Here is a 22320-nt window from a genome sequence, read left to right on the forward strand (position 1 = left end):
ACACATAAGAGAGAGCTTGCTTATAATTTGCCTAACGAACATTCGTTAGTTGGAAAGGGGAACGATTCATGTGGGACAACCACAACAGCCTTCTTTAAAGCGAAGCCTCTCTCTTCGCCATACGGTTTTGTTTGGAATGGCCTTCATGGCACCGATCACGGTCTTTGCCACCTATGGAATCGCGCTTTCTGAAACCAATGGGATGGTGCCTACCGGCTATGTATTTGCCCTGTGCATTATGTTGGTCACTGCCTACAGCTACGGGCAGCTGGTAAAAGTGTACCCGGCTGCTGGTGGTGCTTATTCCTTTAGCGGCAAATCTGAATATGGTACTCGTGTTACTGCAAGTACTCGTCTGCGTGCTTTTCGTTGCCATCAGCATGCGAGATCTGTTGAATGGTGAGGGAGCAGGGACGCTTCTATCCTCGCAGCCGTTTTTTGATCCACAGGTTTCCTTTCCATCACTCCTAGCTATTTTGCCACTTCTCTGTTTTTCATTTCTTGGCTTTGACGCAGTGACGACTTTGGCGGAAGAGACGATCGAGCCGGAGAAAACCATGCCAAAAGCCGTCATGCTGATCACACTACTTGGGGGGACGCTGTTTGTCATCGTTACCTACTTCGCCCAGCTGGTACAGCCAAATTTCCAGGCTTTTAGCAGTCCTGATTCTGCCGGGATGGAGCTATTCATGCAAATCGGTGGAAATCTGTTGTCCGCGTTCTTCCTCGCAGTCGTCGTCTTGGCGGCGGTGGCTTCTGCTGTTGCTTCGGGTGCTAGTGGAGCACGTATCTTGTATGCGATGGGACGGGAAGGCGTGCTGCCAAAAGGCTTTTTTGGATACTTGTCGCCACGTTTTCGCACGCCAGTATGGAATATCATCGTGATCGCGGTGGTCGCCATGATGGCCAATTTTTTGGATATGCTGACCGCGACGGCTCTGATCAACTTTGGCGCGTTGCTGGCGTTCGTATTTGTCAATATCGCCGTCATCTTCCACTTTTATATTCGGCATCAACAACGTTCGGGAAAAGGGATTATCCTGTACCTGCTTTTGCCGTTAGTAGGTGCCCTCTTCACAGGTGTTTTTTGGATGAACCTCGGGGCTACAGCCCTGATTCTCGGCGGCTGCTGGTTTTTGGTGGGGCTGGGGTATTTGCTCTACCTGACGAAGCTGTTCCGGCAGCCTCCGCCTTCCCTTCATTTTGAGGAAGCTGAATCATTCAACTAAAGGGCTAAGGAGTGGATGTTACGATGTGTTCAGCGAGACGATTCGCAGATACGATCATCTTCAGTAATGCGGTGTTTACAGGCTTGGAGGATCATCCCGTGCAAGCAGCCATCGCCATTTGTGAAAACAGGATTGCAGCAGTCGGGACAAAGGAAGAGGTCGAGGTCTGGAAAAACGATGCGACACAAATCATCGATGTGCAGGATCAGCTGGTGATGGCGGGCTTTCACGACTTTCACCTTCACCTCATGATGGGTAGTGTAGCCATGAACAGCATCAATCTGGTCGCAGCTCGTTCTTGCGCGGAAGCGGTCGAACAGGTCAGAGCGTTCGCGCAAGAGCGGCCGGAAGATCCATGGATACTTGGCTTTGCCTGGGATTCTGGCTATTGGACAGAGCAGCGTTTGCCAAATCGACGGGACCTGGATGAAGTAGTTTCGGATCGGCCTGTGCTGCTATTTCATGCAGAGGGCCACTACGCATGGGTAAACAGCAAGGCGCTGGAGCTGGTGCAGATCGATCGCAATACGGAGAATCCGGAATACGGAATGATTGAAAAGGATGAAGACGGGGAGCCGACGGGCATCTTGTACGAGGGCGCCATCATGCCTTGCGGAGAGCTCGCGTTCGATTTTTCCATCGACAAGCAGAAGGAGCTGCTTCACTCGTTTTTGAAGCAGGCAGGGCAGCTGGGAGTAACCTCTGTCAATGATTTGTATGGGCTGGAGTTGAACCGAAAGCTCGTCAACTACGAGCTGTTTCGCGAGTGCGAGGAGAGCGGAGAGCTGTCGGTTCGCATTCATCTGCTCCCAGCTTTGGATGGAGATTTGGATCGGGCCAAACAGCTGCGGGCACAGTACCAGTCGCCATTTTTACAATTTACGGGTCTGAAACAGTTCATCGACGGGGTCATCACCGGGTATACGGCTTACCTGCTCGAGCCCTATTCAGATAACCCGGCAACACAAGGCAGCACGACATACCCTCCTGAGGTGATCAAGGAATGGGTCGTGGAAGCAGATCGGGAAGGGTTTCAGATTCGCTTTCACGCCATCGGAGACGGAGCGATTCGGCTTGCTCTGGATGCATTTGAGGAGGCGCAGCGGGTCAATGGGAAGCGGGATTCACGCCATTGCGTCGAGCATATCGAGGTTCTGCATCCCTATGACGTGCATCGCTTTGCCAAGCTGGGGGTCATTGCGTCCATGCAGCCGGAGCATCTCGCTCAGTCGGAGAGGGGAGTGTACACCTCGCGGATCGGGAAGGAGCGCGACCATTACGTATTTGCACTTCAAACCTTGCAGAGAACGGGAGCGGTGCTGGCTTTGGGCTCGGACTTCCCCATTGCCTCGCTTGAACCCATGCTCGAAATCTTCCGCGCAGTCACCCGCATCGACAGCAGCGGTCAGGTCGATCAGGTCTGGCATCCGAAAGAGCGCGTAACTCTTGCAGAAGCTTTGCGTGCCTATACTTGGGGATCTGCCTACGGATCGTTCCGCGAGCATGAGCTGGGTACATTGGAACCGGGAAAGCTGGCGGATCTTATCGTCCTGGATCGCAACCTCTTTGCGGTGCCTGTCGAGGAAATTTTGGAGACGCAGGTCTGCTTGACGATGGTGAATGGACAAATCGTCTATAAAAAGGAGAGTTTCGCGGAGTAACATGCGGAACCCATTGCCCATTTTTGGAATAGGATGTATGGCAAAAGCCTAAAATGCTTGAAATTCCGGCACCATCACCCACCCCCCAACATAGGATAAGGTGACTCTGTAATCCCTCAACCTTGTTCCTGTAGAGCCCACAAGGAGGGGTGGCACGATTGAAGGGTAGCGACCAAACCAAGCCGTTGTTAACGAATCGCGAAAGAGAAGTGTTTGAACTCTTGGTCCAGGATAAGACAACCAAGGAGATTGCCGGACAACTCTTCATAAGCGAAAAGACTGTGCGCAATCACATAAGTAATGTGATGTGGTTTGAAATACACCCATTTTAAAACGCCTGAAAGCCTTAATTTAATTGGGTTATTAGATTATAAAGGGTATGTTAGTACTGAGCATGTAGAAGCCTTTTTAGGGGGAATTCTGTTGTCGTGGGGAATGATATTTGAGTGGACGTGAAGAATGAACTATTCGGTTTGCCAAATGGTTCAGACTTGATTTTGTTTAAAGACATGGCTCCAAAATATTGGACAATTTAATATTTCAGTGGATATTATCACCACCATTATTGAATCGCATGGTTACATCATCACCTGAAGGAACAGGAAGCAGACTTAAGTCAATAACGAACTTGATTTTATTTCCCTATATTCACGATAATAACAACTATCATCACACTGGGAGTAGTTGAATACCTTGAATTATGGGGGGATTTTGGTGAGAGAGTTTAAGCTCAAAATAATCGATGAATTTGATAAGAAGCTTTATCCCATATCGTTAATTGACTTCAGAAATAAGAAAATATCGGTTCATTTCAGGGGAAATTTAGAGAATGTATATGATATCGAAGATGTTCATGTAATACAATCAACCGAATTAATGGATAGTCAAAAAAACGAAGTGTATGAGGCGGATCTATTGTCTAATGGAGAAAAAACTTATTGTGTAAGTTATGATAATAAGAAGGGGGGGTACTTCGGAATTAATATTCATAATCAAGAGAAGAAGTCCCTGCACTTGTTGATAAAGGAAAAATATATAGTTATTGGAAATTATTATCTGCGATAGGGAGGAGATTAATCCTCGCCTATCGCATTTTTTAAAACAATAAATACTTAGATTTTCTGTTCGAAAAGGCAGGTTCTGTTCCCTCAAGAATATCAAGAATGCATTTATTCATTTCTAAATTTTCGATTGCACCAGATTTATAACTGATGCAGTTGTTATTAGTCTTGTCTATTTGTGCATGAATGATTTGTTCCGCATCGCATACTACAGCCAAGTTTGGGTTATGGGTTACCATTATAATCTGTCTTCTTTTTTTTGCTTCTTTTATGCATGGAACAAGCATTTTAAAAACTGATTGATTATCCAAATTTTCTTCTGGTTGATCAATAATTAAAGGGATATCATCATTGTCAACCAATAAATAGAAAACCAAAAGTAATGCTCCCTTTTCACCTGGAGATAATTTTGTAATTTCTTTATCACCAAGTTTTAAACTGTAAAACGGTCTTAAATAATTGAGCGAGAATAAATATTGATAGAAATCCAATACATTAGAGTTTTTCTTTAATTGTGTTTCGATGTTTAAAAGGTCTGGTTGATTAGGGTTAGTACTTAGATTTGACATTATCTTTTCAATAAAAGTAATAGTGGAATCAATACTATTAAAATTAGTGTCCTCAATTAACGATTGCAGTAATTTTCTTCCTTCTTCAGAACCATAAAACTTTCCTCTTACACCCTGATTTATTTTTTCCAGTATCCCTTCTAAAACTGCGCTTCCATCAATCGACACTTCGAATTTTAATTCAAAATCCGATTCAGTAAGTGAGTGGTTATCGATAAATTCTTGAACAGGTTTATATAAAGTCGAGTATATTTTTGATATTTTAGTTATTTCATTAAAAATTTCCTTAGTTTTCTCAACTCTTAAATGTTTAAGATTCTTAATATCATTAGGAATTTCATTTTGAAGTGATGAAATATTCGCCTTTAATTTTGTGATTTCAGCTATTGTATCGGCCTTCTTTTGTTCCCACTCTGAAAGCAGTTTTTTGTAAAAATGATATTTCTGGGTAGGTTCGTCTAATTTATTTTGACTTTCCTTTATTATTGACTCCAGTTTTTGTTTTTGTATAAATACACTGCTGCTATTGCCGTTATCAATGTCTAGTTCATTCATTAGTTGATTATCCTTGTTGCCTAAGTCAGCTTGAATTTTTCTTAATGAAGTGAAATCGACATTAAGAGTAACAATATCTTCAATTTTCAATCCTAGCGAATCAACTTCATCGGAGCAGTTGCTCAAAAAATAGGAATATTGCATCTCAAAATTTTTGATTTTCTCTTCAAGCCGTTGAGCCAATGAAATCTTATTTTTAATATCAGTGTGTTCTGTTTTCTTAGCTTCAATTGTCTCATTCAATGTTTGAAGTAAATTCTTACTTTCATCAATATTTTTAGATAATTCAGCTAATTCCCCACTTTGACTTGAAGTAGTATTAGGGGGCTGAATTTCCATGGGTTGCTGTTTTAAATGAGCTTCAAGTTCCTGCTCTTTGTTCTTCAGTAGTTCCTGAACAGCTGAAATATGATTGGAAGTTGCTTTTTTCTCAAGCTCGATTAATTGTTCATTGATATGGAGCAATTGCTCAGAATATAATCTAATAGAATCTTTTATTGTTTCACTTTTATAACGAATTAATTCGTTAAGTGAAGATTTCTGATGCTTATCCTTTTCTTCCACGTGGGAAAAAATCACCTTTTTCAATTCGTTTTCAAATTTATCATCTTCAACATTACATAATGTTTCCAAATATCGTTGTGGCAGGTATTTGACCTTCTCGATTGCATGTTCTTTTGGATTTTCATCAAGCGGGATTTTTTCTACTACCTCATTTTCCCATTCAATTACGGCTTCAAAATTCTTTGCTAAATTCCCTTGTCTGAATCGTCCTTTTGTTAAAAAAGAAAACTCACTGGTATTTTTCGTTCCTCCTGCTAAACCGATGATATCTGCTAAGGCACTTTTTCCGTTTCCTTTGTTCCCAATTACCGCAACTAAATCATGATTTAGATGAATAATCTCGTTATCAAACCAGCCAGTAATATTACTTTTTTTGTTTACAGAAATCGTTTTGATAAATTTCCCTTTTTTATTATTAACTGATAGAAGCTTAGGTGGCATATCACCAACATAGACTCGCTCTTTCCATTCGTTTAGTACTTGTTTCAATCCTTGGAATGTTGTATCTGCTTTAAGCCATGTGAAGCAATTCCCTAACCTATCTTTTTCAGATGAAGAAGAATTGTAATGTGCGTCACTGCAATCAAGTAATCGATCATTTACTCCTGCTTCATTTAGCGAAGTGACTGCTTTATAATAGTCATCTGCGGAATACGAGGATACAAAGACTAAATCGACCCCATTAATAATGTCTTTTTTATCAGCTATGGATCCCTCATTCCACTTAATATCAGCCCATTCTGTTTTACCGACAGCAGTGATGTATTTCCCTTGAAAATGATGTTGTTGTAGAGTTTCAAGGATTTTATCCTTATCTAAATTTAGATTATTAAAGCCTTCTTCGAGGTCACTTTTATAGTGAATTAGTTGCTCCTCTGGAACGGTAGATTTAATCATTTGTCCTAACTGAGTGAGCGTATTTCTATTAACAACAGAGTTCCACTGTATTTGCTTATCTCTTGCCTGAGGCGAGAGTTCATAGTTTCTAGTCAATGCATTTAGAAAGCACTGTTCAATTATGTCAGGTTCGACTTGATCAGAAAAGATGATATGGAAATTTACACGACTGAGTTTGTTTTTCGTTCCTCCAAACTTGTTAAGCCGTAATTCCACAACAGGCAGCAGTAAATCGATGTTAGATAATCGACCATTATCCTTATATTGTTTTACTTTGCGATAACCATCTATAAAGATGTAATCGTTGATTCCAAGAACTTTAATCTCAGAAGGTAAATTTTCCAATTCCTGTATGTAATTCTCCCATATCTCATCTTGGTTGGATCCAGAATAATGGTTTATTATTGAACTCGGAGTATGGACGTGTAAATCCCACTTTGCCCACATTGATCCTTTCTTATAATTCATTTAAGATTCCTCCTTAAACTAACACTTACTGTAGTAAAGTTCTACAGCTGGTTACATTTTCCTCCTAGAAACGACACTTGTCCGCTTAAAACAAGGAAAACAGACCTATCTTGTCGAATAAGTCCCCTAGGGCTATTAGAATAGGAAATCAGGGAGACGCTTGAAATGAGTACAGCATTTCACAGTCAATATTTTGCATACGAGCTAACCAAGCAGAGTGCTTCTAATACAGTAAGTCGTTTAAGCCAGTCTTTGATTAATGCAACAGTTGATCTTAATCCTCATCAAGTTGAAGCGGCATTGTTTGCCTTTCGGGCGCCATTAGAGCGAGGGGCAATTCTTGCAGATGAGGTGGGTCTCGGAAAAACGATTGAAGCAGGATTGATCATTAGCCAACTATGGGCGGAACGTAAACGGAAAATTTTAATCATTGTCCCTCCGCCGTTGCGTAAGCAATGGAATCGGGAGCTGATTGAGAAGTTCTACATACCTTCAACTATTATTGAGAGCAAGAACTATAATGAGTTTGTTCGAGAAGGGCATTCATTCCCATTTGAGCAACGAGATAACGTCGTTATCACCTCTTTTCAATTTGCTCGCAATAAATCGACTGATATAAAGCGAACACAATGGGACTTAATCATTATTGATGAGGCTCACCGCCTTCGCAATGTATATAAAAAGTCAAACAAAATCGCAAGGATACTGCGTGAGGCAACCGAAGGTTATCCAAAAATATTGTTGACAGCTACTCCATTACAGAACTCGCTGATGGAACTGTACGGGTTGGTGAGTTTTATAGATCCGAGATTATTTGGAGATGAGACGACTTTTCGCAAGCAATTTGGTCATGGAACAAAGGAGATGACGAAATACGATTTTCTGGATTTAAAAGACCGTTTGAGACCTGTCTGCCATCGAACACTGCGCAGGCAGGTAACGGAGTACGTTCCATATACAAAAAGAATACCACTAGTACAGGAGTTTACATCCAGCGCCTTAGAGTGGGAGCTATACGAAAAAGTATCCAATTACCTTCAACGTGAAGACATTTTTGCGTTGCCGAAAAGTCAGCGAAATTTGATGACATTGGTGGTGCGAAAAATATTAGCGTCTTCGTCATTCGCAATTTCGGATACATTATTATCGCTGGTCAAAAGACTAGATGCCTCATTGGAAGAATCGGGTTCAACAGATGAGATTGAGAACATCTATAATGATATTGATGAATTGGATAGCACGGTTGAGGAATGGACAGAAGATAATGTCGATGAAGATCAATCAGAAATAGATGACGCTCGTGCTACTGATAGAGAAGATTTACTCCGAGAACGTGAAGAGTTGCTTTCTTACTATGAACTCGCCAGTTCAATTACAGAGAACGAGAAGGGAAAAGCATTGCTTGTTGCCCTCTCCAATGGTTTTGAGAAACTGCGTGAACTTGGAGCGAATGATAAAGCGGTTATCTTCACAGAATCCAGAAGAACACAGACATATTTGAAGGAAATGCTTGAGCAGAACGGCTATCATGGTAAAATTGTAGTATTCAATGGTACAAACAATTCTCCTGAGATAAAGGAAATTTATCAAAAATGGCTAGAGAAGCATCGAGACGATGATCAAATCACTGGCTCCAAAACGGCGGATACAAGAGCAGCATTGGTTGAATATTTTCGTAATGAGGCATCTATTATGATTGCGACAGAATCAGCGGCGGAAGGAATTAACCTTCAATTTTGCAGTCTAGTTGTTAATTATGACTTACCTTGGAACCCGCAACGAATTGAGCAACGGATTGGCAGATGTCATCGTTATGGTCAGAAGCATGATGTGGTCGTTATAAATTTTTTAAATCGTAAAAATGCCGCTGATCGAAGAGTTTATGAATTGCTGGATCAGAAATTCAGTTTGTTCGAAGGGGTATTCGGTTCTTCAGATGAAGTGCTTGGCTCTCTCGAATCAGGAGTTGACTTCGAAAAAAGAATCCAGCGAATTTATCAATCCTGTCGGTCTGCTGAAGAAATTCAAGAAGCATTTAATCAATTACAATTAGAACTGGACGAGCAGATCCAGTGCAGAATGAAGGAAACAAGGAAGAATCTACTCGAAAACTTCGATGATGAAGTACGTGAGAAGTTAAGAAACCATTACGAGCAAACGACTCTACAGTTAAATAAGATGGAGCGTTATTTATGGGCTATGTCTGTTTACGAAGGCAGTGCGCAAGCACATTTTGATTCAAAGCGTTTAAGCTTTAGGCTATTGAATAGTAATGATAATTACCAGTTGATTTCTCAAGTGAAGAAGAATACAACAAACAATCATGTACATCACTATCGATTAGGTCATCCATTGGCAATAAATTGGATTGAGCAAGCAAAAAGTCGGCAATTGCGCAAGAAGAAAGTCCTATTCCGTTATTCTGACTATGAAGGCAAAGTAAGCCTATTACAAAACCTAATTGGGAATAATGGCTGGTTGTCTCTTGACTTATTGCAAGTAAAATCTGCTGAGGATGAAGAGCATTTGATTTTCTCAGCAATTGATTCTAATGGAAATCAAATTGATCAAGAAATATGTGAGAAATTATTCGATTTACCCGCAGATGAGTTGGAACTTGTTGACGGTGAGGAGAATGAAGATACGAATTTTGCTAACCAAATGAGTGAGATTTATAAGCAACAAGAGTCGGCAATCCTATGGGGTATTCAAGAGAGAACGAATGAATTTCTTGACCGTGAACTAGAAAGACTGGATAAGTGGTCGAAGGACTTGAAGGACAAGCTAGAAATTGAATTAAAAGAATTAGATGCAGAAATTACTCAACTCCAGAAGGATGCAAGAATGGTTCGACAAATAGCTGAAAAACTGGAATTGAACAAGACAATACGAGAACGTGAGAGACAGCGTAGTGAACTGCGTCGCAATCTATTTAATGCGCAAGACGAGATTGATCGTCAAAAGGAACTGCTATTCGCCGAGGTTGAGAAAAAGCTCGAGCAGAAGATTAACAGAAAGCATTTGTTCTTGATTAAATGGGAAGTAGTATAACAATTGGGGTGTAATGATGAGCAAGAAAACAAAGCTGGAGTTGACTTGGATTGGTAAAGATGAGAAACCGAGAGTTGAACCAAGAATTCTCATTGAAGATCAAGATAAATCTTACCACTTAAATAAAAGAATTTCGAAAAATGATATTTTTGATAATCGATTGATCTTTGGAGATAATTTATTAGCACTTAAAGCTTTAGAACAAGAATTTACTGGAAAAGTTAAGTGCATTTTTATAGACCCCCCGTACAACACAGGAAATGCATTTGAGCATTATGATGACGGTATAGAGCATAGTTTGTGGTTAAGTTTGATGAAGCAGAGATTAGAATTGCTGAAGGTATTATTAAATGAGGACGGTAGCATTTGGATTAGTATTGACGATGATGAAAGCCATTATTTAAAGGTGCTATGTGATGAAGTATTTGGCAGAAGAAATTTTGTAGCCAATGTAATTTGGGAAAAAAAATATTCACCTCAAAACGATGCTAAATGGTTGTCAGATAGTCATGATCATATACTTGTATATGCAAAAAACAAAGAAATTTGGCGTCCTAATCTGTTGCCTAGAACGGATGACATGAATTCTCGATATAAAAATCCAGACAATGACCCGAGAGGGTTATGGAAGCCTGGTGACTTATCTGTTAAGACATACAATGCAAACACAGACTATCCTATCACTACTCCTAGTGGAAGAGTGGTTAACCCTCCTGCAGGTTATTGCTGGCGGGTTTCACAGGATAAGTTTAACGAAATGGTTGCGGATGGTAGGATTTGGTTTGGTGCTGATGGTAATAATGTTCCTGCTATAAAAAGATTTTTATCGGATGTAAAAGATGGTATTACTGCAATGACTATTTGGAAATATACGGAAGTCGGTCATAATCAGGAGGCAAAGAAAGAAGTTAAAGCATTTAATTCTGACGAAGTCTTTGCTACTCCAAAGCCAGAACGTTTGTTGGAACGTATTCTAACTCTCGCAACAAACGAGGGCGACCTTGTTCTTGACTCCTTTGCTGGTTCAGGCACAACTGGAGCAGTAGCCCATAAGATGGGTCGGAGGTGGATTATGATTGAATTGGGGGAACATTGTCATACTCATATCATCCCTCGTATAAAGCAAGTCATTGATGGTACAGATCAGGGCGGAATTAGCAAAAATGTAAATTGGCAAGGCGGAGGTGGATTCCGCTATTATCGCTTAGCGCCGAGTTTACTTGAGAAGGATAAGTTCGGAAATTGGGTCATAAATAAAGAATATAACGCACCAATGTTAGCCGAAGCAATGTGCAAACATCATGGTTTTACGTATTCGCCCGATGATGCAATTTATTGGAAACAAGGAAAATCTACAGAAACGGACTTCATCTATACAACAACACAGTTAGTCACAAGGGAAATTGCTGAACAAATTCATGAACAACTGGGTGAAGATGAGACGTTGCTGATTTGTTGCAAAGCTTATAGTGTGAATGCTTCGGACTATCCCAATATTACCTTTCAAAAAATTCCTGCTTCCGTTCTTAAAAAATGTGAATTTGGAAGAGACGATTATAGCTTAAATGTTGCACAGCTTCCTCAACGAGAAAAGACAGAACAAATGGAGCTGTTTGGTGAAGGGGAAGAGATATGAATAACTATGTAAATGCGATATCTGCTAGGCTCAGCTTAAGAAAACCACAGAAGGAATCGTTAGAAATTCTTTCAGATGTTGGTAATGTGATAGAACTTGGGCGACACGACAGCCACGCTTTAGCCGCAGAGTTAGAAAAAATAAAGTCTTTATACCCAACTGTCACTGACTTTGAACGTGAATTTCCTTCGCTTTGTTTTGCTTTGGCAACAGGTGTGGGAAAGACACGATTGATGGGAGCGTTTATTTCCTATTTATATTTAAGTAAGGGGATTAAGAACTTTTTTGTACTTGCTCCCAATTTGACGATCTATAATAAATTAATTCAAGACTTTACCCCTAATACTCCAAAGTATGTATTTAAAGGTATAGCTGAATTTGCATCTTTACCTCCTGTTATTATTACAGGTGAAAATTATGAAGATGGCATCGGTAACCGCAATCAGGGAAGCTTGTTTAACGATGTTCATATTAATATATTTAACATCTCTAAAATCAACTCTGAAGTGCGTGGCGGTAAAGCCCCACGCATTAAGAGATTGAGTGAATATATTGGAGAGAGTTACTTTGAGTATCTAGCTTCACTTCCTGACCTAGTTTTGCTTATGGATGAATCCCATCGTTATCGTGCATCCGCAGGGGTAAAAGTATTAAATGAATTAAAACCGATACTAGGACTAGAATTAACGGCTACCCCTCAAATAGAATCGGGAACTCGGACGATTCCTTTCAAAAATGTGATTTATAGTTATCCGTTACATAAAGCAATGGAAGATGGGTTCGTTAAAGAGCCAGCCGTTGCTACTCGTGAGAACTTTAATTCAAGACAATATACGGAAGAGCAGTTAGAAAGATTAAAGCTTGAGGACGGTATTCTTGTACATGAAGAAACCAAAGTCGAACTGGAGGTCTACGCCAGGCAGAATCATCAGCCGATAGTGAAGCCTTTTGTTCTGATTGTAGCGCAGGATACTACCCATGCAGGAAAATTAATGGGTATCATCCAGTCGGAGGGCTTCTTTGATGGACGTTATCGGAACAAGGTCATAACCGTTCATTCTAACCAAAGCGGTCAAGAAAAAGACGAAACGATTCAAGAATTGATGCAATTGGAAAATCCTGCATCAGAAACAGAAATCGTTATTCACGTCAATATGCTTAAAGAAGGCTGGGATGTAACGAATCTCTATACGATTATTCCATTACGAGCTGCGAATTCGAAGACTCTCGTAGAACAGTCCATTGGCAGAGGTTTACGGTTACCTTATGGAAAAAGGACAGGAGTTAAGGCAGTTGACCGATTAACGATCATCGCTCATGATCGTTTTCAAGAGATTGTTGATGAGGCGAACAACCCGAATTCTATCATCCGCAGTGGGGTATATATCGGAAAAGATGTAGCCACAGAACAGAAGCAAGCTATAACCTCCGTTCCAAAACTGAAACAGAGTATAGTTCAGCAAATTCAGGCTCAAGTTTCAGCTATATCCACAAGTACTAGCGAACTGAAACAAGTTCAGACGGAAGATGTGAAGAGTGTATATGAATTGGCACAAAGAAAACTCCAGGCTTATGAACATTTACCGAGTTCCAAGTATTTGGCAACTGGAGAAGTTAAACGTCAATTAGTTAAGGAAATACGCTCAGAATATCTTATCAACCAGTTGGATCTATTTCCAGAGCAGACTAACGCATTAGTAGAACAGGTGGTAGAGGCGTTAGTTGAACAGACTATTCAGCACAGTATCGATATTCCGAGAATTGTCGTACAGCCAGTTGGTGAATTAACCTGGGGCTATCACCCGTTTGAATTGGAAGTATCGAGTGTCAATTTGCAGCCAGTTGCTGAACATATTTTAATACAGCATTTAAGGACACATACTCGGGAAATATTGCAACGTAATAATAATCAAGCAAATGAAGAAAGATTAGAAGATTATCTGATTTCGGCGCTCATAGATTATCCTGACATATCATATGATGACCATGCTGAGTTGTTATACGAGTTATGTAATCAGATGGTCAAGCATTTGCAAAGTTATCTGCCAGATGATAACGCTGTTCGCAATGTTCTTCAGTATAATCAGCGGCGGTTAGCCGAACTGATTCATTCCCAGATGAAGAACCATTATTATGAGTCCGCCACTTCTTACGAAGTCCATGTTAGCAAAGGATTTACAACATTTAAACCAGTTAGTTATACCACATTGCTATCCGAAGGAGTACGACCGTTCCGTCAGCCTGTTGAAGATAAATCACGTATCCGTAGTATGGTGTTTGGCGGATTTATTAAATGCCTTTACCCAGAGCAGAAGTTTGATTCGGATAGTGAACGTCAATTTGCAGTCATTTGTGAGAATGATCCGAACGTTGACAAATGGTTTAAACCATTAGCTGAACATTTTAAAATATACTACAATCAAAGCAATGCATATGAACCAGACTTTGTTGTCGAAACCAAGACAAGTAAATTTATCTGCGAAATTAAGAAAGAGAAAGAAATGGAAGACAGTATCGTTCAATCAAAAGCACGTGCAGTTATGGAGTGGTGTACCCATGCATCCAAGCATGAGCTTGAGCATGGTGGTAAAGAGTGGAGTTATCTTCTCATTCCTCACTCCGATGTTCAAGAAAATATGACCATCGATGGCTTGAAATCACGATATCTGTTCCAGCCTTAATAAGTTAACTAGAACTAAACCCTTGCCCCGACTTCGGGGCTTTTTTTGTCTAGTTCTGCTTATACGTCTAACTGCATACCTTTTTGTAAATAATAAAGAAGGAAATGGCTATTAAAAGCAGAATAAGTATATAGTAGGGTTTGCATTTATATCTAACTGCCGACCATTTTGTAAAAGGGGTGAGAAAAAATGAATGGGCAAATACAAGAAAAAATATTGAATATCTTTGAACGACAAAAAGGGTTTGCTAGAACGAAGGATTTTCTTAACGAAGGAATTAACCATTATTATATTCGCAGATTGGAATATGAGGGTGAAATCATTCGGATTAAGCAGGGACTTTATAGACATGCAAAATATGAGGGAAATCAGTACGACGAAATTGTAGAAATCTCAAAAGTTATTCCCAAAGGGGTAATGTGTCTTCTCTCCGCACTAGCTTATTATGAATTGACTACATACAACCCGTGGGAACATCAGGTTGCCATATACAGAGGTGCTAAAAAGCCAAGTTTACCAGACTACCCACCAATCAAGATTATTTACTTTTCAGAAACACAGTATCAATATGGGATTGATGAGGTCGAGATAGAGGGGAATAATGTCAAGATATATGATCGAGAAAAAACCATCTGTGACATTATTCGTTATAGGGAAAAAATCGGCATTGATATTATGAAGGAAGGGCTGCGAAATTATCTGCAACGCCCCGAGAAGAATATTACCAAACTGGTCGACTATGCAGAAAAATTGCGAATCAAAACAGTTCTTCTAAAATATCTTGAGGTGCTTTTGTGATGAGTGAGAAGAAAAATATTCCCGCTTCTGTTTCCGAACGATTAAGAAATATAGCCAAGCAAACTGGAAAGGCTTTTGATCTATTGTTGCTTCTGTATTTTCAGGAACGCTTCTTGTATCGGTTGTCCATTTCGGAGTTTAGAGACAAATTTGTTTTGAAAGGCGGTCTTTTTCTATTTTCCTTAACACAGTTTAAGGCAAGACCGACGAGAGACATAGATTTCCTAGCCCGTCAAATAGCTAATGACATCAAGTATATCAAGAATGCTTTTGAAAAAATATGCACTATGCCAATTGAAGAAGACGACGGTGTGAATTTTGATGTTGCAGCTATAACGGCGGAACGGATCAAAGAGGATGCGGATTATGAAGGGATTCGTATTAAGATCCCATCGTTGCTAGGGAGAATGAGGAAGGTGCTTCAACTTGATATTGGTTTCGGGGATGTGATTGTTCCAAAGCCACAAATGATTGATTACCCTGTACTGTTGAATATGGAAGCGCCTAATATTCAGGCGTATTCAATGGAGTCAGTAATCTCAGAAAAGTTTGAAGCTATGATCACCCTGTCTATTGTGAATAGCAGAATGAAAGATTTCTATGATATTTATACGCTGTTAACCACGGAGCATTATGATGGAAGAGTATTAATGGAGGCAGTATTTGAAACCTTTCAGCGTAGAGGAACCCAGCTTGAAAGGGAACATCCTGTTTTCTCTGAACAATTTGCCAAAGACGAAGCGAGAGTGAAACAATGGAAATCCTTTTTGAATCGAATTGGAATTGCCGAGACTCTTGAATTTCAAGATGTCATGTCAAAAATTACTAAGTTTTTACTGCCAATCTATCAGGCGGTGATAGAGGAAGAAGAATTCTTTAAACAATGGGATAACACTTTACAAGAATGGAATGATAGACGTTAAATCGTCCGAATCTTATTTTTGAATGGAATAATATATTGTAGAGGATTTTTTTCGGAGAGTATTGGCTTTCAGAGTTTACCAATTAAACTAGAAGAGTAATGATATCTGACTATTAAATTAGGAGGCGCTGTATGAAGCTATTAGATATGAAAATTTCACGCTTGGAATATCTTGAAGAGGGAGCCTCTTGGCAGTTGATTGTTGAGTTTAACCTACAATCCTTTTCACCAATACTAGAGTGTGAACTTTCAGTAAATAAGAAAAATCCCCAAAGTTATCACTGGCAAGGATTTAGATATAAAGATGAAAGCCTGGCAAATGATAAAGAAGCGCAAAAACAGTTGGATGAGCTAACTCTTAATGAACATGAGGGTATTCTGAACCAAATGATGAATCATCCAACAGTTCAACTGGACAAATTGTATTGGCATTTAGTAACAGCAAGAGAAACAGATAAAAAAATTCAGCTTGAAGAAGAAGTGGAAACTGCATAAGGATTTGATTAGATGTAAAACAGTTCCTGTGGAGCTGTTTTTAATTTCCTTTAAAGTTTGGCGAGTCAGTTAGGTCATAGAATTTGGATTCTATGACCTTTCGTGCTATAAAAGGGTACAGAATGTTAGACAAGCATAGGCATCTTTTCAATAAAAATAGGGCGTAGAATGTTAAGGAGAGTGAGGCGGAATGGATTTTGCCACCTATCTCAGAGAACAAGAGGTACGAGATCAAACAATTAAGTCCTACCTTGCCACGGTACAGGAGTATCGACAGTGGCACGCTGGACTTCCAGATCAAGAAGACGAAATTTCTCAGTTGTTGCTGTTGGAATTCAAATCGTATCTAAAGACGGTCAGAAAAAATCATCCGAAGACCATCAATAAAAAATTGGCTGGAATACGGAAGTGGTTGGAGTATTTACAAGCGACTGGTCAATTTAAAGGTGTTATTCAAATTAAAGACGAGGCTCTCTCGGAACTTGAACGGTTAAGAGAGCCAAAATATTTAGACAAGGACGAAGTGAGGGAGATCAGAAAAGCAATTGAAAAAGAACCGAATGACTTTCTGCGTGATCGTGACCGATGCATGATTTATTTGATGTTGTATTTGGGTTTACGGCAAGAGGAAGCAATCAGCCTGCATATTAGCGACATTATCCGTACAGCTGGTAAGCAGAAAGTGATAATCAGGGAAGGTAAAGGTGGTTTCTATGCTGAGTTGCCATTGGAAAGCCAGGAATTGCGAAAAGCATTAGACCAATGGATGGAACAGCGCTCTCAGAGCAGGTTTGCCGACAGTCCTTATTTGTTTGTCAGCAGACGAACCCCACGGGCTGGTAAAAGAGCGGTGGTCAAAATGATTGACAGGGTTCGGAAAACATCAGGGGTCGAATTCACATCTCATCAGTTGCGCCATACATTTGGAAAGCGCATTATCGATGAGACAGGAAATATAAAGAAAGCTCAAGAGTTGCTCCGCCATCGGCATACTTCCTCAACCGAAATTTACACTCTGCACCGTAGAGAGGAATTAGTCGGTGTTCTAAGAAAATTAGATGATGTGATTTAACAAGCATTTGGACAAAATCATCTTTCATAATAAAATTAATTCGTTAAATAGAGTGAGCAACCTTCTACTCTCTTTAGCTTTGTCATTGTTATACCTTTTCTAATAATTTCTGTGTAATTTATCTCTATTTGCGAAGGAGATCCTTCGCTTTTTTTCATTTTTCTGTTTAGCTGTAAAATCAATTAGCAGGATATTGTCCAAGAGGAGAGGATACAAACATGTCAAATGAAGAGGCAATCAGCTATGCAGTTCTTGCCTTGAAAAATACAGGCATTGATAAAAAGAGAATTCAACAGGTCGTCAGTGAAATGAGATGGTTATTCGATATGCTATCGGAAGAAGAAGCTGTTTCAAGGGCGGATAAGTTCCTTTGAATAATAGTAACGAAAAATCCCAGCCAGTTTATTCCTAGTTGGGTTTTTTTTCCTAAAGATTAACTTAAGGCAGTTAAACACCTATGGCTGTATCATTATCTAAAAATGAGTTCTTCAGTAAATAATGGTCAAATGTTGGTTTTAGAAAAACGCTATAATGCCAAATTCCGAATACAAAACATAAACCTTGCCATAAAAAATAATTATATAGTAATACTAGGTATATTTGTGAGGTCTCTCCAAAAACTTTTAGGTTATCTGTTAATTGGGTAGTTGCGGTCGTATCAAAGCCGAAAAGATAGTCCTTAGCTGAATAATACTTCGAATAGTTGGTAATAATAATTACGGAAAAATAAAAATGGAGGTGTTTTTGCTTTATGTCATTAATCCCTTACAAACCATTTCGCCATCTTGAAAACATGAGGAAAGAATTGGACCACTTCTTCAACGATGATTTTATGACTTTTAGGACAAGTATAGGTCAGGGGTTGGGGACACTGAACATTGATATTCATGAAACAGAGAATGAAGTTGTGGCAACATGTGATATTCCTGGCTTAGAAAAGAAAGAAGATGTAAATATCGATGTTGATCATAATATGCTTACCATTAGTGGTTCTATTAACAGAGTTAATGAAGTCAAAGAGGAACAGATGCATAGACAAGAACGTTTTGTTGGTCGTTTTCAACGTTCTGTTGCATTGCCAAGTCGTGTTAATACTGAAGGTATAAAAGCGACATATAAAAATGGAGTATTGGAAATTCGTATGCCTAAAATACAGGCTGATAATAAGAAAAAAATTGATATCCAGTTCCATTAAACTGGTTTCGAAAAATCGTTTAGACCAATCTTTGATTGGTCTATTCTTATTGCCATTGGCTCTATAATGCTGTTCAACCTCGTCTAATTAAACATAACGTAATTATCTCAATAAAAAGTAATTTTTACAACAATAGCGGCGTAACTAAAAGAACAAATGAACCCAATATCTTTTATATACTGGATACAAATATCCAATAATTCAGATATATACGATACGAAAGATATATAAAATATATTGTATACGAATAATTGCAACGGAATGTTCATAGTGATACTTAGAACAGGACGAGTTATGTAACAGAGTTATTAATAAACCATTCAATTCAAGAAGACGATAAACATAGGGCATATTCTTCAATTAATAGAAAAAAATCCATTAATAACGGCAAAAAATAAGGATTTGTTGAAAAAAATAGACGGTCAGCTTTTTATTGCTTCCGTCAATAGAAAATGATTTTTTCAGTTACGCAGTATCTTCCCGAATAAAGGTAATCTTTGCGTTGGTTAGCTCGTCTATCGAGGGTATGCCGAATGTTTTTATTTCTCTTCTTTCAATAAATTCAAGAAATTCCTTTAGCTCATACTGCTGTTCCATTTGATAGGTCTTATTTACAACAATGATTCCGAAGAAATATCCTTTAGATACCTTGAATTCGATTGCGGACAAGGAAGCTTTGCTTTTCTTTTCCGAAAGGAACAAGCTAGCATAATATAACAAGCAAACACCAAGGATTTCAACTGGTATTCTCCAAGGAAACGAGAAGAAAAAAGCCAAAATACAGGCGACAGTACAAAGCAAAATCGTAACCAGCAAAAGCATTATTTTTTGCTGGGCATACTCGACCACTCCACGATACGTCATCGGAATCACCCCTCTTAGCTGTGAATGAGCGATATTTCCAGCCCATTCACTGTAAGAGCGTTCTCTAACAATTGATATTTCTCAATATCAATGTGTAATGGATGGTAGGAGTACATTACGACAGCATCAAATCGCTCTGCATTTTCAATGAGACGGAAAAGTTCAGGACGGGCTTCATCCGAGTCGCAGTGATCCTCGAAGATTTCCATTCTCCCTTGGCTGATATTATGGGTTTTGGCAAATCGATTGATGGCACCTTGTTGTTTTGCAATAGTACGAATCGTTCGCCCACGAATATAGAACGCAACATTTTTATTGGAATAGTCCATCGTAATCCCTCCTCAGGAAAAAGTGTAAAACAAAGATGAATGAATCAGCTCTCCAATTCTTTCTTTTCAAGTTTCAGGATGTAACGATGTAAACTGCCTAATCCAATGAGGAACAACCCCGTAAAAAATATATTGTTTGGCGTGATGAGTGAATCGATAAAATGAAGCATTTTGTTCCCATCCTTTCAAGGTTAATTATGAAAACTTGGTCAAAAATCTATTTTCCAGAATATTGAATATGGTGGAACCCAGTATAAGGGACGGGAACAAGAATGCCAAGGATCATTTTTAAATCATTTTGAAATTATTCAGGCAACGTTTTTGATATTGCATTATCCAAGTCAACATTTTTCGTTTGCAAAACATTGGTACACATATGTATGGCTAAGCCCAAACTGTCGCTCTTATCGTTTGAGAAATCAGAAGGATGTTGCAGTAATGTATGAAAAAACTGGTGAACAGTTGATTTATCCACTTTGGAAACGCCAATCATTTTTTTAAGACCTGACCTCCACGTATTGACGTGGATGGTATGGCATTCGATTTTTCTAATGAAAAAATAGTATGTAAGGAAGAAATGCAAATAAGCCAGTTTCTTATATGTCGTAATACTTGCGCCGCGGTGCTTCTGAATGTCTTCTACGACTGCTATATTAATCGGATAAGTAGACAATAGATGATCTAAAATCTGCTCCAAGCTGATGATGCGTTCAAAGTACGGGAGCCGTTTATTCAGCTTAATCGTCCCATATTGAAGAAGGAAACAACATTGGTTATCGTCAATTTTCCATACTGAGTAGCCTGGTGTAGTAATCGATTGGTCAAGCGATATAAGGTAGGTCATTTCCTATATCGCCTTTCTCAAAGCCAAATAAAAGTGCTTCATCGTAGTCCATTTCTGATGGTTGGGGTGAATTAACGAATTCCATTAAAATGATATCTTGTTGTGTGTGTTCTTGCTTTGCTTTAGTCTGCCTTGCCATTTTTTCGGCTTTTTCAATTCTTTTCTGTATTCGCTCATTTCGTAATTGCTTTCGTAGATTATCTTGTTCATTTTCGGTCATACCGCTACTTGCTCCAATCATAACAATATCCTCATCTTGAATGGCTGCCATTAAATAACCGTACAGTGATTGAAAATCGTCTGCTTTTTTTCCGATATAGACATTCCGAATGGCTCTTTGTAACACTTCGAAGTTTATCTCTTGTCGGAATTTTGTGTGGAACTTTACCATTGCCCCAAAAAGTTTAAATACATCATCCTGAAATTCTTGAACTTTAAAACCGTGTTTTTCTACTAAACAGAAAAGTTGATAACGCAATTTTGTTTCTTTCTGATGAGGCTTGTCCTTTGGATAAATTTTAAAATTATTGATGTTCTCCTTAGAAAAGTCGATTTCTTTCCAGTTTCGATTGATTCGTTCTTCAAAAGTGCCGTTTAGTTGGTCACGCAAATTATTGAGGTACTCCAACCATTTTTCTTCGCCTATCCAATTTTTGTAGAATGTTCCGACTTTAATAGGCTGTATTGGATCGGTCGCAAACAGTGGGATACTGAATACCGTAACCTTTCCCTTTCCACCGTCCTTAATCATAAATCCGACACGCTCTAGTTCTTCCCAAACAGTCATATTGTTTCGCTTTTTGCCCTTTTGTCTCAATGCTGAGCTGGATACTCCCAGATCAGAAGCAAGGTCTTCTTTCAGATAAGAGAACTGAAAGTAGTCGCCAATAATTGTGGTTTGTTCAGAGCATAGGTGCATAATGTATTTGTAAAGACGGTACCCCACTTTAAATGCTAATGGGCTTAAACTGCTTTCGTGAATCTCACAAAACCATTTCCACGCCAATCTGATTAATTTATTTGGTTCGTAATTTTCGTTTAAATGATTCTTTGTCATTGTGAATTACCCCTTTCGGCTGTCGAATTTGCCATTTATATTTTTAATATTCAGATAATAAATATGATTAAAATGTGTTTAATCGAAAAATATTGCTTCCAGTTGTTCTAACTCCATTTGTTCAAGCCTATAAGTCTCTGCTTCCAATTGTTCTCTGTGATGGATGTTCTCAAACACTTCGTTGGTTAGACCAAAGTAGTGCTTTTGAAAAAGAAACTCGGAATACTCGACCAACAGACGGAATTCTTCAAATGTTAGTTCTTCCGTCACTAGACCGTTTTCATCTTCAATAAATGTGTGTGAATGCTAATCTAATAATTGACCACCTAGTGGTACATCGCTCATAAAAAAGTTGACCACCTGAGCACCTCT

19 protein-coding genes are annotated in these 22320 nt (G+C 39.1%); 14 read left to right on the forward strand and 5 right to left on the reverse strand.

Going from position 1 to position 22320, the window contains the following annotated elements; translation table 11 throughout:
• The first annotated feature begins 70 nt into the window (after positions 1-70).
• The 5 genes from JZI27_RS11695 (at position 71) to JZI27_RS11715 (ending at position 3955) form a co-directional block, all read left to right on the forward strand.
• Entirely contained in the window at positions 71-403 is a 333-nt protein-coding gene (locus JZI27_RS11695; RefSeq protein WP_251243011.1) for a hypothetical protein, read from the forward strand.
• Positions 327-1229 carry an APC family permease gene (locus tag JZI27_RS11700; protein ID WP_245996989.1) on the forward strand — a complete coding sequence of 301 codons (903 nt, stop codon included), beginning with the start codon at positions 327-329 and terminating at the stop codon, positions 1227-1229. The genes JZI27_RS11695 and JZI27_RS11700 overlap by 77 nt, the downstream gene beginning before the upstream one ends.
• A gap of 23 nt (positions 1230-1252) precedes the next feature.
• The gene (locus tag JZI27_RS11705) at positions 1253-2890 is read left to right on the forward strand and encodes an amidohydrolase (protein ID WP_280207612.1); all 1638 of its coding nucleotides are present in this window, start codon (positions 1253-1255) and stop codon (positions 2888-2890) included.
• Between the two features lie 158 nt (positions 2891-3048).
• A complete protein-coding gene (locus tag JZI27_RS11710) occupies positions 3049-3222 on the forward strand; it encodes a helix-turn-helix domain-containing protein (RefSeq protein ID WP_081787824.1) in 174 nt (57 codons plus the stop codon).
• Between the two features lie 382 nt (positions 3223-3604).
• The gene (locus JZI27_RS11715; protein ID WP_024985358.1) at positions 3605-3955 is read left to right on the forward strand and encodes a hypothetical protein; all 351 of its coding nucleotides are present in this window, start codon (positions 3605-3607) and stop codon (positions 3953-3955) included.
• 31 nt (positions 3956-3986) lie between these two features.
• On the opposite strand, the gene JZI27_RS11720 is transcribed toward JZI27_RS11715, so the two are convergent.
• A complete protein-coding gene (locus JZI27_RS11720) occupies positions 3987-7004 on the reverse strand; it encodes a TrlF family AAA-like ATPase (protein ID WP_280207613.1) in 3018 nt (1005 codons plus the stop codon).
• Positions 7005-7169: 165 nt separating this feature from the next.
• On the opposite strand from JZI27_RS11720, the gene JZI27_RS11725 reads away from it, so the two are divergent.
• The 9 genes from JZI27_RS11725 to JZI27_RS11765 all read left to right on the forward strand — a co-directional run bounded on the left by JZI27_RS11725 (position 7170) and on the right by JZI27_RS11765 (position 18854).
• Positions 7170-10055 (forward strand): SNF2-related protein, encoded by a 2886-nt coding sequence (locus JZI27_RS11725; protein WP_280207614.1) that lies wholly within the window; start codon positions 7170-7172, stop codon positions 10053-10055.
• Between the two features lie 16 nt (positions 10056-10071).
• The gene (locus tag JZI27_RS11730; RefSeq protein WP_280207615.1) at positions 10072-11691 is read left to right on the forward strand and encodes a site-specific DNA-methyltransferase; all 1620 of its coding nucleotides are present in this window, start codon (positions 10072-10074) and stop codon (positions 11689-11691) included.
• Positions 11688-14372, forward strand: coding sequence for a DEAD/DEAH box helicase family protein (locus tag JZI27_RS11735; RefSeq protein WP_280207616.1), 2685 nt, complete (start codon positions 11688-11690; stop codon positions 14370-14372). The genes JZI27_RS11730 and JZI27_RS11735 overlap by 4 nt, the downstream gene beginning before the upstream one ends.
• Positions 14373-14561: 189 nt before the next feature.
• Positions 14562-15170 carry a type IV toxin-antitoxin system AbiEi family antitoxin domain-containing protein gene (locus tag JZI27_RS11740; protein WP_280207617.1) on the forward strand — a complete coding sequence of 203 codons (609 nt, stop codon included), beginning with the start codon at positions 14562-14564 and terminating at the stop codon, positions 15168-15170.
• A complete protein-coding gene (locus JZI27_RS11745; protein ID WP_024984960.1) occupies positions 15170-16093 on the forward strand; it encodes a nucleotidyl transferase AbiEii/AbiGii toxin family protein in 924 nt (307 codons plus the stop codon). Before JZI27_RS11740 ends, JZI27_RS11745 begins: the two co-directional genes overlap by 1 nt.
• Before the next feature lie 131 nt (positions 16094-16224).
• Entirely contained in the window at positions 16225-16587 is a 363-nt protein-coding gene (locus JZI27_RS11750) for a hypothetical protein (RefSeq protein WP_280207618.1), read from the forward strand.
• Positions 16588-16777: 190 nt separating this feature from the next.
• A complete protein-coding gene (locus JZI27_RS11755) occupies positions 16778-17659 on the forward strand; it encodes a tyrosine-type recombinase/integrase (protein ID WP_280207619.1) in 882 nt (293 codons plus the stop codon).
• 218 nt (positions 17660-17877) lie between these two features.
• Entirely contained in the window at positions 17878-18033 is a 156-nt protein-coding gene (locus tag JZI27_RS11760; protein WP_280207620.1) for a hypothetical protein, read from the forward strand.
• A gap of 377 nt (positions 18034-18410) precedes the next feature.
• Positions 18411-18854 carry an Hsp20/alpha crystallin family protein gene (locus JZI27_RS11765; protein ID WP_280207621.1) on the forward strand — a complete coding sequence of 148 codons (444 nt, stop codon included), beginning with the start codon at positions 18411-18413 and terminating at the stop codon, positions 18852-18854.
• Positions 18855-19319: 465 nt separating this feature from the next.
• Here JZI27_RS11765 and JZI27_RS11770 read toward each other — a convergent pair whose 3' ends face one another.
• From JZI27_RS11770 to JZI27_RS11785, 4 genes are all read right to left on the reverse strand, one after another.
• Positions 19320-19718 carry a hypothetical protein gene (locus tag JZI27_RS11770; RefSeq protein WP_280207622.1) on the reverse strand — a complete coding sequence of 133 codons (399 nt, stop codon included), beginning with the start codon at positions 19716-19718 and terminating at the stop codon, positions 19320-19322.
• Positions 19719-19732: 14 nt separating this feature from the next.
• Positions 19733-20047, reverse strand: coding sequence for a hypothetical protein (locus JZI27_RS11775; RefSeq protein WP_280207623.1), 315 nt, complete (start codon positions 20045-20047; stop codon positions 19733-19735).
• A 304-nt stretch (positions 20048-20351) separates the two neighbouring features.
• Positions 20352-20891 carry a crossover junction endodeoxyribonuclease RuvC gene (locus JZI27_RS11780; protein WP_280207624.1) on the reverse strand — a complete coding sequence of 180 codons (540 nt, stop codon included), beginning with the start codon at positions 20889-20891 and terminating at the stop codon, positions 20352-20354.
• Positions 20869-21948 (reverse strand): hypothetical protein, encoded by a 1080-nt coding sequence (locus tag JZI27_RS11785; RefSeq protein WP_280207625.1) that lies wholly within the window; start codon positions 21946-21948, stop codon positions 20869-20871. The genes JZI27_RS11780 and JZI27_RS11785 overlap by 23 nt, the downstream gene beginning before the upstream one ends.
• Between the last annotated feature and the right edge of the window lie 372 nt (positions 21949-22320).

The organism is Brevibacillus sp. AY1 (genome assembly GCF_029870785.1).
Classification (GTDB): Bacteria; Bacillota; Bacilli; order Brevibacillales; family Brevibacillaceae; genus Brevibacillus; species Brevibacillus invocatus.